Source organism: Bradyrhizobium sp. USDA 4502 (genome assembly GCF_054063355.1).
Window position 1 is genome coordinate 4,065,780 of sequence record NZ_JBSSGF010000001.1, and the last position, 11,726, is coordinate 4,077,505.

Sequence of the window (11,726 nt, forward strand, 5' to 3'; positions counted from 1 at the left end):
ACTCGCCCCTAGGTCTGCTTCAATACCGCCGGATCGACCGGCATCTTGCGCAGCCGCTTGCCGGTCGCCGCGAAGATCGCGTTGCTGATCGCCGGCACGATGCCCGAGGTTCCGGTCTCGCCCATGCCGCCCGGCGGCTCAGTGCTCGGCACGATATGGACCTCGATCGCCGGCGCCTGATCGATGCGCAGCATCTGGTAGCTGTCGAAATTGCTCTGCTCGACGCGGCCGTCCTTGAGCGTGATCTCGCCGTAGAGCGCCGCCGTGACGCCGAAATTGATGCCACTCTGGAGCTGCGCCTGCACCGTGTCGGGATTGACCACGGTGCCGCAATCCATCGCACAGACGACGCGGTGGACACGGACCGAGCCGTCCTTGGCGACCTCGACCTCGGCGACCTGCGCGAGGTAGCTGCCGAACACGAATTGCAGCGACACGCCGCGTCCGCGCCCGGCCGGCAGCTTGCCGCCCCAGCCTGCCTTGGCCGCCGCGAGCTCGAGCGCCGCCTTGGCGCGCGGCGATTTGCCGAGCAGCGCGCGGCGATAATCGACCGGATCCTGCTTCGCCGCCGCCGCCAGCTCGTCGATCACGCTTTCGGTGACGAACACGTTGTGCGAGGGCCCGACGCTGCGCCAGAACGCGGTCGGAATGCCCGGCGGTTCGACCCGGACATATTCGACATGGAAGTTCGGAATGTCGTAGACGAGATCGATCGCGCCCTCGGTCGTGTCGGGATCGAGCCCGTTGCGGAACGCCGGCGGCGCCCATCGCGCCAGCACCGACGAGCCGGCGAAGCGGTTGTTCCAGGCAACCGGCTTGCCAGATGCATCGAGGCCGACCGCAATCCGGTCGCACCAGTAGGGCCGGTACATGTCGTGCTGGATGTCCTCCTCGCGGCTCCACACCACCTTGACCGGCGTATCGACCTGCTTGGCGATCTGCACCGCGCGAATGACACCATCGACCTCGAGCCTGCGGCCGAAGCCGCCGCCGAGCAGATGATTGTGCACCACCACCTTCTCCGGCGGCATGTTCAGCACCTTTGCGGCTACCGCCTGGGCACGAGAGAGCGCCTGGCTGCCGACCCAGATCTCGCAACCGTCGGAACGCACATGCACGGTGCAGTTCATCGGCTCCATCGTCGCATGGGCGAGGAATGGCAGTTGATAGGTCGCCTCGACTTTCGTCGCTGCGCCCGCCATCGCCTTGTCGGCGTCGCCGATATTTTGCGCGACCGTGCCCGGCTTGGTGGTGGCGGCTTCGAGCTCGCGCGCGATATCCGATGTGGCGAGCTTGGCGTGAGGGCCCTCGTCCCACTCGATCGTGAGCGCCGCCAGACCTTTCTTCGCCGCCCCCATGTGGTCGGCCACCACCGCGACTGCGTCGTCGAGCGTCACGATCTGACGCACGCCCTTGACGGCTTTTGCCGCCGCATCGTCGACGCGCTTCACCCGCCCGCCGAACACCGGCGACTGCGCCAGCGTCGCGACCTTCACCCCGGGCGGCCTTGCGTCAATGCCGTAGACCGCCGTGCCGTTGATCTTGGAGGGCGTATCGAGCCGCTTGGCCGGCGTGCCGATCAGCTTGAACTCGGCCGGGCTCTTCAGCGTGACATTCTCCGGCACCGGCATCTGCGCCGCGTCAGTCGCGAGTTCACCGTAACCCAGCTTGCGTCCAGAGGCCGCGTGATGCACCTCGCCGTTCTCGGCGCGGCATGTCCCAGGCTCGACGTTCCAGCGCTTCGCCGCGGCCGCGACCAGCATCGCTTTCGCGGTGGCGCCGGCTTTGCGCATCGGCTGCCAGGCGCCGCGCATTGCGTTCGAATTGCCGGTGGCCTGCACGCCGAGCAGCGGGTTGGCGTAGAGCTTGTCGCTCGGCGGCGCGTGTTCGAGCCGGACCTGCGTCAGGCCGATCTCGAGCTCCTCGGCGATCAGCATCGGGATCGAGGTGTAGGTGCCCTGCCCCATCTCGACATAGGGCATGGTCAGCACGACCTTGCCGTCGCCGCCAATCCGGACGAAGGCGTTCGGCGCGAAGCCGTCGGAGGCCGCCGCCTCGCTCTCGCGGCCCGCGAACGGCAGGCTCACGCTGAGCAGCAGACCGCCGCCCGCGATCGCGCCGGCGCGGAGGAAATTGCGCCGCGACAGGTCGGCAGCGCGCTCAGACAGATTGTCGATCAGCGTCATGGCTCAACCTCCCGACTGCGCGGCTTGCTTGATGGCTTCGCGAATGCGCACATAGGTGCCGCAGCGGCAGATATTGCCCGACATCGCTTCATCGATATCGGCATCGGTCGGCTTCGGCTTGCCCGCGAGCAGCGCGGAGGCCGACATGATCTGCCCCGACTGGCAGTAACCGCATTGCGGCACCTCATGCGCGAGCCAGGCGTCCTGGATCTTCTTGCCCGCCGGCGTCATGCCGACCGCCTCGATGGTCGTGATCCTGGAGTCGCCGATGCTGTCGATGGTCGTGATGCAGGAGCGCACCGCCGTGTCGTCGAGATGCACCGTGCAGGCGCCGCACAGCGCCATGCCGCAGCCGAACTTGGTGCCGGTCATGCCGAGCACGTCGCGCAGCACCCAGAGCAGCGGCGTGTCGCCATCGGCATCGACCGAATGACTGGTCCCATTGATCGTGATCTGGAAGGGCATCGTGACACTCCTGTCTGGTTCAGGCTCCGGCGAGATTGCGTCCCTCCGGGCGAAATCGGCAGCATTTCGAAGCAATCGGACGCATCATCGCGCCGATTGCTCACTTATAGTAATAAATATAGTTCCAGCACCCCATAAGTAGCGCCTTGATGCGCAGTGAAATAACCATTGGTTTATAATCATGGATCGACTGACCAGCATGTCCGTGTTTGCCCGCGTCGCCGATCTCGGCTCCTTCACCGCGGCGGCCAAGGAGTTGCGGATGTCGCCGACCATGATCGGCAAGCATATCCGCTTTCTCGAGGACCGGCTCGGCTCGCAATTGATCAACCGGTCGACCCGGCGGCAGGGCCTCACCGAGCTCGGCCGCAGCTATCTCGATCACTGCAAGCAATTGCTTGAACAGGCCGAGGCCGGCGATGCGCTGGTCGAGGAGGCCCTGAGCGCGCCGCGCGGCAAGCTCCGCATCGCGACCTCGGTCGCCTTCGGGTCGTACAGCCTGGCGCCTGCACTGGTCCGCTTCATGAAGAAATATCCGGAAGTCTCGGTCGACCTCATCCTCAGCGACAGGATGGTCGATCTGCTCGAGGAAGGGCTGGATGCGGCGATCCGGGTCGGCACGCTGACCGACTCCACCATGATGTCGCGCTCGCTGTCGCCCTATACCGGCGTGGTTTGCGCAGCGCCGAGCTATCTCGCCGAACGCGGCACGCCGACCCATCCGGCAGATCTCGCCCGCCATGAATGCCTACGCTACCCCGGCTGGTCGGACGGGCAACGATGGACCTTCTCCGGGCCGGAGGGCGAAGTGCATGTCGATGTCGCGAGCCGCCTCTTCATCAACAGCGCGTTCGGCATCCGTTACGCGGCGCTGGCGGGCGCCGGCATCGTGCTGATGCGCGACGAGCTGCTGGCCGAGGATATCGCCGCGGGACGGCTGCAGGTCCTGCTGCCGGACTACGCGACGCAGAGCCGCGCGCGCCAGATCTTGTGGCCGAAGCATCGCAAGATGACGCCGAAGCTGCGCGCGCTGATCGACTTCATCGTGGAGACCTACGGCTGAGACAGATCGCCGCGGCCAAACCGCTCAACGCGACTGGCCAAGGTTGTAACGTCGCGACGGAGCGCGTAGGATGAGAACGTGCAATGAGGCCGTCGCGCCGATGCCGGGCGGCTTCCGTTCAAGTGAGGCGCGACATGCTGCCTGCCGAGGTTTGGACGCGCCTTCCCATCTCGAGAATTGAAGATCTGAGCGACGCCGTTCGCGGCGCGGGCCTTGACGCGACCCAGATGTCCAGCGGTCATCTCTCGGGCAGTCTCGTCTTTTCGAGCTCGGACGGCATCGAGTGCAGCAGCGGATTGATCGACGGAGGACAGTGCCGCGCCCACCGGATCGATCGGTGGACGTAACCGAATTCAACAGGAGATACATCGATGCTTGACTTGATGCGTACAACGAGGCTTGCAGCGTCCATCCTCACCGCCTCGATCATTGCGGCGATGCCGGTTGAATCGGCGTCTGCAACGCTGCTCGGCGCGATGCCGATCGGTAATCACGCCGCGCAATCATCCGACGTCGTTGCAGTCCGCGCGGCCGGTCGCCGTGGCGGCGCAGCGGTCGGTCCGCGCGGAGGTGCCGTCGTTCACCGTGGCGGCGCAGCCGTTGGGCCGCGCGGTGGCGCCTATCGCGGCCGCACCGCAGTCGTCGGGCCGCGCGGCAACGTCGCGGTTCGCGGCCGGACGGTGGTGGGAGGCGGCGGATGGGCGCGTCCGGGCCGGTATTACTGGCCAAGGGGCGGCGCAATCGCGGCCGGCGCAGCCATCGGGGTCGTGACGGCGGCAACGGCCGCGGCGTGGGCCGGTGCTGCGCCGGCGCCCGGCATGTGCTGGTACTATACCGATCCGTCTCGCACGCAAGGATTCTGGGACTACTGCCAGTAATCGCCGCAGCGGGCGAGCCGATGCGAAGCCAGTGATGTCTCGCGCCTGCCCTGGCGGAGGCACCACTGGTGTTCCTCGCTACTTCGTGCTTGCTATGATCAGAAGATTGTTGAGTACGGGCGTGGAGCAAAACGCCGCCACGATCGCGATATTGTAGGGGTTGTTGCTGCGCCAGAGCAGCCACATCATGAAATAGGTCAAACCGAGCTTCGGGATAAGCCACCAGGGGCCGAGCCATGTCTGAGCGACATGCATGAACGGGTTCAACTCGCCGAGGCCGAGATTCAGGATCGTGTTGGTGGTGTAGAGATCGGCGATGCCAAGAAGCAGGACGGACAGCACGAGGAGCGTCTTGGCGAGGTAACGTGGCCCCAGAATAATCTCGTAAGCAAATGCGGCGCCCCCCGGGACGTTTCGCTTGAACCACGACTGCGCGGCGTCATTGGTCGCGAAAATCTTCAGATGCTCCGGCTCGCCAACGGGCTTGCTTGTGTCGGTATAGACCCAGACTTTCATTCGATTGCTCAAATATCTCTTTTCAAATCACAAAAAAGTATCATCTGCCGAGATGGTCATCTCGGGAGACCAAGGTAGCTCTGCCGTCGCCGTGAGGATAATTCCGGAGAGTGGCGTTGCGTTGGCCTCGAGGTGCCGCTTCAGGGCGGTTCAATCGTTGCGGCGCTTCAGGTCCAAGCGTCCGATGCGTTCATCAATCAGTCGATTTAGTTTCTCGTCCCGCCGTGAATTCTTCCTAAACAGCCCGCCATGCAGCCGATAGGCAAGAAGGAGCAGGACAATGGCAGTGCCCCCGAGATAGTAGGACCAGTCCATTCTTGAACCGCGCCTGGTTGCTGCAACGGCCGAAGCTTAGGGCGAGCCTGTCCTACTTGTCCAACGCTATCCCGTGCGCCGCACCTGTCCGTGTCCGAATGGATTGGCCTGATTTATGCTTGGAAATGGCCGCATACGGAGGACGCGCGATGAGGCGGGACCTTTTGGTTATTTGCGGCGGAATGCTGGCCACGGGCGCCATCGCCTGGATCCTGTTGGGCAACCCGGCGAGCGGGCCACATATGCACGGGCTCCAGACGATGTCGGCAGATCAAGACTTGAGGCTCGTCTCCCAGCGAAGTCCATATATGCGGGACGAGCGCTAGGGCCGTCCCTGGCGGGTGCCTGCGAACTTCAATCACCGAGCTGCCCGGCGGCGCAAGCCCGCTCGGCAACAATATTCGATTTTTCCGAATAACGCCCAGCGCGGCTGTCGATTCGAATGCGTCCAGTCAGTGGGACTGAGCGTAGGGTGCAGCATTCATCAGCAGCCCCCCAAAAAGCAGGACCAGATAGAGCATCGAAAACACGAACAAGCGACGAGCAGGCCGCCTCTTCTTGTCGTCGCTCCGGCGCAACTGCCATGCGAGAAAAATCATGATCGCTCCCAGCGTCGCCGCGGCCGCGCCGTAGACGGCTCCCGCGAACCCCAGCGCACAAGGCAGCAGTGAGATCGGAACCAAAAGCACGCAATAGAGAAGGATCTGGCGCTTTGTTTCTGTCTTGCCAGCCACGACCGGCAACATCGGCACACCGGCACGGGCGTATTCTCCAGCAAGATTGAGCGACAGTGCCCAGAAGTGGGGTGGCGTCCAGAGGAAGATGATCAGAAACAGGATGAGCGGCTCGAGCCCAACATGTCCCGTGACCGCAGCCCAGCCAATCACCGGAGGGAGCGCGCCGGCGGCACCGCCAATAACGATATTCTGCGGCGTTCGGCGTTTGAGCCACATCGTGTAGACGACGACGTAGAAGAAGATTGTGAAAGCAAGCAGCGCAGCAGCGGCCATGTTCAGCAAGGTGCCGAGGGCGAGGACCGCGCACGTGCCGAGCATCAATCCGAAGACCAATGCTTCCGGGCGCGATATGCGGCCGCTGGGAATTGGACGGATGGCGGTGCGCGCCATCACCGCATCGATGTCGGCGTCGTACCACATATTGAGCGCAGCTGCGGCGCCAGCTCCCGCGGCTATGCAAAGAAGAGCGGCGAACCCGGTGAAGGGATCGATGCCGCCTGGTGCGACCATGAGACCGACCAGTGCGGTAAAGACGACCAGCGACATCACGCGCGGTTTCGTCAGTGCGACGTAGTCTCCGATGTTGGCATAGCTCCGGCGAAGAATTGAACGATTGATTTGCACGAGACTAATTCCTCGTCGGTTCGAAAAAACCATCGGCCAAAGGCCTGCATCGCAGGGTTCCGGACGATCTGGCGAGTCCTCCGCCTTCAGGACGCCTTGCCTTGTCCAGCATGACCCACGCGGTCATGGCCGTCCCATTCTTAGCTTGCTGACGCGAAGAACATCACCCGAAGCAGATGCGTATAGTCGGATTCGAACATCATGATCCCGACAAAAACCAGCACCAGCACCGGCGGCAACAGGATGGCGTAGGCCAACGCCAACCGCTCCCAGGCCATGTGCATGAATACAGCGACGATCAGGCCGGCCTTCAGCACCATGAACAGCAGGATCAGCGACCATCGCAGGTGGCCGTGGATACCAAAATAGTCGACGAGATAGGAGCAAGTGCTGAGCACGAACAACCATCCCCAGACCACGAGATAGAGCTTGATCGGGTGCTGCTGGCCCTCTGCATGCGCGGCGCCCGATGCCACCGCACCATGCACATAGCTGTGTAGCGCATGCTGTGCTGCCTGCCCTTCCACATGTACCGCTGCTTCTGTCATGCGCGACCTCACCAGAGATAAAAGAAGGCAAAGATGAACACCCAGACCAGATCGACGAAATGCCAGTACAGGCCCATGATTTCGACGATCTCGTAGTAGCCCTTGCGGCTCGTGAAAAAGCCGCGCCGCTCGACGTCGAAGTCTCCCCGCCAAACCTTTCGCGCGATGGCGATCAGGAAGATCACGCCGATGGTCACGTGGGTGCCGTGGAAGCCGGTGATCATGAAGAAGGAAGCGCCAAATTGCGGTGCGCCCCACGGGTTGCCCCAGGGCCGCACGCCCTCCATGATCAGCTTGGTCCATTCGAAGGCCTGCATTCCGACGAACGTCGCGCCGAATGCCGCGGTGGCCAGCATCAAGGCGGCCGTTTTGACGCGATCCCGGCGGTAACCGAAGTTGACGGCCATCGCCATCGTCCCGCTGCTGCTGATCAGGATGAAGGTCATGATCGCGATCAGGATGAGCGGGATGTGCTGACCGCCGATATTGAGCGCGAATACTTCGCTGGGGTTGGGCCACGGCACGGTCGTCGACATTCGCGCCGTCATGTACGACAGCAGGAAGCAGCTGAAGATGAAGGTGTCGCTCAGAAGGAAGATCCACATCATGGCCTTCCCCCAGGACACGTTCTTGAACGCGCGCTGGTCCGAGGCCCAGTCGGCGGCGATGCCGCGCAATCCGGGTATCGTTCCGGGCAGCGCCTTGGGGGTTGCGAGTGTGGTTTCTGTCATCGCTTCCTGCCTCGCTAGGTGAGCAACTGGCGACAGATGTCGACGAAATTCTCGGTCCAGCCCGTCAGCAGACCGAGCAGGACCAGCCACACTAGCAACAGGAAATGCCAGTAGATGGTACAAAGCTCGACGCTCAGGCGCATCTGCGTCATCGGCGCGCCGCGCCACAGTTTTACGGTCGCCCTGCCGAGCGCCACCAGGCCGCCGGTCACGTGCAGCCCGTGGAGCGCGGTGATCAGATAGAAAAAGGAATTGGCCGGATTCGACGCCATGACATAGCCGGCGATGTTGAGCTGCTGCCACACCACGAGCTGCCCGATCAGGAACATCACGGCCGATGCACCGCCGGCCAACAGACCCGCGATCAGGCCCTCACGGTCGTCGCGGCGCGCGGCCATCAGCGCCCATTGCAGCGCCACGCTGCTGATGACGAGGACGCCGGTGTTGAACCACACCAGCCTCGGCAGCGGCAGCTCGCGCCAGTCCACCATGGTGGTGCGCATCGAGTAGGCGCTGATCAGGAGCGCGAACAGCGAGCCGACCACCGCGAGAAAGACACCGAGGCCGATTTTCGCCGCCGGCACCGAAGAGCCGAGATCGCCGCGAAGATCCACGGCAATGCCCTGCTCCAGCCACGGCTTGGCGGCCAGCCGTTGCTGCGAGAGCCACCATCCCGCGATCGCTGCAATCGTAGCAATGAACAGGACGATGGCACTCACGGATGGGCTCCCTGAGCCAGCACCTTGGCCGGCGGTTCATTCTGCGGGATGAAGTCTCTCGCGGAACCGGGCACGCTGTAATCATAGGCCCAGCGATAGACGACGGGGAGCTCCTTGCCCCAGTTGCCGTGCCCCGGCGGGGTCTCCGGCGTCTGCCATTCCAGCGAGGTGGCACCCCAGGGATTGCCGCCCGCCTCTCTCCCCTTGAACAGGCTCCAGACCAGATTGAACAGGAAGACGAGCTGGGCGAAGCCGACAATCAGCGCCGCCACGCTCATGAACGCATTGAGGTCATGGGCGGAGGCCGGGACGAACGAGGTCTCGCCGATGTCGTGATAGCGGCGCGGCATCCCGAGCAGGCCGAGATAGTGCATCGGGAAGAACACCGCATAGGCCCCGATGAACGTCACCCAGAAGTGGAAGCGTCCGAGCGCGTCATTGAGCATCCGCCCGGTGACCTTTGGATACCAATGATAGATCCCGCCGAACACGGCCATGATCGGCGCAATCCCCATCACCATGTGGAAGTGCGCGACGACGAACATCGTATCCGACAGTGGAACGTCGACGACAACGTTGCCGAGGAACAGCCCCGTCAGGCCGCCATTGACGAAGGTGACGATGAAGCCGAGCGCAAACAGCATCGGCACCGTGAGATGGATGTCGCCGCGCCAAAGCGTCAGCACCCAGTTGTAGACCTTGATCGCGGTCGGGATCGCGATGATGAGCGTCGTGGTGGCGAAGAAGAACCCGAAATACGGGTGCATGCCGCTGACATACATGTGGTGCGCCCACACGACGAAGCTCAGCGCCCCGATCGCCACGATCGCCCAGACCATCATGCGATAGCCGAAGATGTTCTTGCGCGCGTGCGTACTGATCAGATCCGAGATGATGCCGAACGCCGGCAGCGCGACGATGTAGACCTCGGGATGGCCGAAGAACCAGAACAAATGCTGGAACAGGATCGGGCTGCCGCCGCCATACTTGGTCAGCTGGCCCATCTCGACCAGTGTCGGCATGAAGAAGCTGGTTCCAAGGAGGCGGTCCAGCAGCAGCATCACCGAGGCCACGAACAGCGCCGGGAACGCCAGGAGGGCCATCACGGTCGCGGTGAAGATGCCCCACACCGTCAAGGGCATGCGCATCAAGGTCATGCCGCGTGTGCGGGCCTGCAATACTGTTACCACGTAATTGAGCCCGCCCATCGTGAAGCCGATGATGAACAGGATCAGCGAGGCCAGCATGAGAACGATGCCCCAGTCCTGCCCGGGGGTACCGGAGAGAATCGCCTGGGGTGGATAAAGCGTCCAACCGGCGCCGGTCGGCCCGCCCGGCACGAAGAACGTCGCGGCCAGCACCAGCACCGCGAGCAGGTAGACCCAATAGCTCAGCATGTTCACGTAGGGGAAGACCATGTCCCGCGCGCCGACCATCAGCGGGATGAGGTAGTTGCCGAAGCCGCCGAGGAACAACGCCGTGAGCAGGTAGATCACCATGATCATGCCGTGCATGGTGATGAACTGAAGGTACTGGTTGGCGTCGATGAAGGAGAATGTGCCGGGAAATCCCAGTTGCAGCCGCATCATCCACGACAGCACCAGCGCAACCATTCCGATCGACATCGCCGTGATCGAGTACTGGACGGCGATCACCTTGGCGTCTTGCGAAAAGACGTACCTCGTCCACCAGCTGTGCGGATGATAGAGCTCGACCTCACCTACTTCGGCGGGCGGGATGCCTGCGACCTCATCAAACGGGATATCGACCATCGGAATACCCTCCTTGGTCTTCCGCTCAGCGACGAGTTCACTTCATATCCGGCCGAACATCCGGCCGATCCTCGTCGGCATGTTCATTCGCTGCCAGTCTTGTACGCGGCCTTCGCGACGTTGCGCTGGCCGGACAAGGCGGCGAACGTGTGCTGCTTGTCCAGCCACGCGTGATATTCCTTCTCTTCTTCCACGACGACCTTGCTGCGCATCTGTGCGTGCGCGGCACCGCAAAGCTCCGCGCAGAGGACGTCGAAGGTTCCGGTCCGGGTCGGCGTGAGCCAGTAGTAGGTCACCGAGCCAGGGATCATATCCATCTTCGCCCGGAACTCGGGCACGTAGAAATCATGCAGGACGTCGATCGAGCGGAGCAGCACCTTCACCGGCTTCCCGACCGGCAGATGCAGATCCTCGTTTTGCACGACGATGTCGTCCTGCCCGTTCGGATCATTGGGATTCAACCCGAGTGGATTGTCGGAGCTGATCAGGCGCGCATCTGACGTGCCGAGCCGGCCGTCCTTTCCCGGAAGCCGATAACTCCACATCCACTGTTGTCCAACGACCTCAACGTCGGTCGCGTCGGCGGGAACGGTGACGAACTGGTGCCAGACGATGAGGCCCGGCGCCAGCATGGCGACGACGCCGATCGCGGTGCCGATGCTGAGCCACCATTCGAGCTTCTTGTTCTCGGGATTGTAGTGGGCGCGCCGTCCCTCGGTGTGGTGAAAGCGCAGGACGCAATAGGCCATGAACACGATCACCGCGCAGAACACCGCTCCGGTGATCCAGAATGTCAGGTTGATCGTGTGGTCGATATAGCTCCAGTTCGAGGCAATCGGGGTCCACCACCAGGGGCTGTAGAGGTGGAACAGCACCGAGGCGACGGCAACCAGGAGCAGTAAAATCGCTACAGCCATCCCTCATTCCTCCTTGCCATTGAAGGCTGCGGAGACGAACGAAAGGGCGGAGCTCACGTCAGAGGGATGGTCTCACGTTCACCATCACCGTGGCTTTTGCCTCGCCCATTCTGCCGGTCGCGATGCTGGGACATGACAAAAACTCAACGTCACGGCCGCAACCTCATCGGAGCTGGGGGCGTCAAGCATCAACATGGTACCCATCGAGCCAGACGTCAATAGAGGAGTAATGCCCACCGCTGTCCGGCGCGTGTT

At 63.0% G+C, this 11,726-nt stretch carries 12 protein-coding genes; 2 read left to right on the forward strand and 10 right to left on the reverse strand.

All coding sequences use genetic code 11. The features are described 5' to 3' along the window. Positions 1-8 precede the first annotated feature (8 nt). Both ACVW1B_RS18845 and ACVW1B_RS18850 read right to left on the reverse strand, forming a co-directional pair. Entirely contained in the window at positions 9-2,186 is a 2,178-nt protein-coding gene (locus ACVW1B_RS18845; RefSeq protein ID WP_456822015.1) for a molybdopterin cofactor-binding domain-containing protein, read from the reverse strand. A gap of 3 nt (positions 2,187-2,189) precedes the next feature. Further along, positions 2,190-2,651 (reverse strand): (2Fe-2S)-binding protein, encoded by a 462-nt coding sequence (locus ACVW1B_RS18850; RefSeq protein WP_057019645.1) that lies wholly within the window; start codon positions 2,649-2,651, stop codon positions 2,190-2,192. A 181-nt stretch (positions 2,652-2,832) separates the two neighbouring features. Here ACVW1B_RS18850 and ACVW1B_RS18855 point away from each other — a divergent pair, with 181 nt between their 5' ends. Both ACVW1B_RS18855 and ACVW1B_RS18860 read left to right on the forward strand, forming a co-directional pair. Further along, entirely contained in the window at positions 2,833-3,714 is an 882-nt protein-coding gene (locus ACVW1B_RS18855; RefSeq protein ID WP_253608062.1) for a LysR substrate-binding domain-containing protein, read from the forward strand. A 371-nt stretch (positions 3,715-4,085) separates the two neighbouring features. Further along, the gene (locus ACVW1B_RS18860) at positions 4,086-4,592 is read left to right on the forward strand and encodes a hypothetical protein (RefSeq protein ID WP_225160228.1); all 507 of its coding nucleotides are present in this window, start codon (positions 4,086-4,088) and stop codon (positions 4,590-4,592) included. Positions 4,593-4,670: 78 nt separating this feature from the next. Here ACVW1B_RS18860 and ACVW1B_RS18865 read toward each other — a convergent pair whose 3' ends face one another. From ACVW1B_RS18865 to ACVW1B_RS18900, 8 genes are all read right to left on the reverse strand, one after another. Further along, positions 4,671-5,108, reverse strand: coding sequence for a DUF5658 family protein (locus ACVW1B_RS18865; protein WP_057019648.1), 438 nt, complete (start codon positions 5,106-5,108; stop codon positions 4,671-4,673). 150 nt (positions 5,109-5,258) lie between these two features. Beyond that, the gene (locus tag ACVW1B_RS18870; RefSeq protein WP_168856726.1) at positions 5,259-5,423 is read right to left on the reverse strand and encodes a hypothetical protein; all 165 of its coding nucleotides are present in this window, start codon (positions 5,421-5,423) and stop codon (positions 5,259-5,261) included. 452 nt (positions 5,424-5,875) lie between these two features. Beyond that, positions 5,876-6,784, reverse strand: a complete 909-nt coding sequence (locus ACVW1B_RS18875) for a heme o synthase (RefSeq protein WP_253608061.1) — start codon at positions 6,782-6,784, stop codon at positions 5,876-5,878. 140 nt (positions 6,785-6,924) lie between these two features. Continuing rightward, a complete protein-coding gene (locus tag ACVW1B_RS18880; RefSeq protein WP_050384760.1) occupies positions 6,925-7,332 on the reverse strand; it encodes a cytochrome C oxidase subunit IV family protein in 408 nt (135 codons plus the stop codon). An 8-nt stretch (positions 7,333-7,340) separates the two neighbouring features. Then, a complete protein-coding gene (locus tag ACVW1B_RS18885) occupies positions 7,341-8,063 on the reverse strand; it encodes a heme-copper oxidase subunit III family protein (protein ID WP_057019651.1) in 723 nt (240 codons plus the stop codon). A 14-nt stretch (positions 8,064-8,077) separates the two neighbouring features. Next, entirely contained in the window at positions 8,078-8,782 is a 705-nt protein-coding gene (locus ACVW1B_RS18890) for a cytochrome c oxidase subunit 3 (protein WP_456822016.1), read from the reverse strand. Then, positions 8,779-10,554: a cytochrome c oxidase subunit I gene (gene ctaD / locus ACVW1B_RS18895; protein ID WP_229159874.1), complete on the reverse strand. Its 1,776-nt coding sequence runs from the start codon at positions 10,552-10,554 to the stop codon at positions 8,779-8,781. Before ctaD ends, ACVW1B_RS18890 begins: the two co-directional genes overlap by 4 nt. 83 nt (positions 10,555-10,637) lie before the next feature. Continuing rightward, complete coding sequence (locus ACVW1B_RS18900; protein WP_076831602.1) at positions 10,638-11,471, reverse strand: cytochrome c oxidase subunit II; 834 nt, start codon at positions 11,469-11,471, stop codon at positions 10,638-10,640. Between the last annotated feature and the right edge of the window lie 255 nt (positions 11,472-11,726).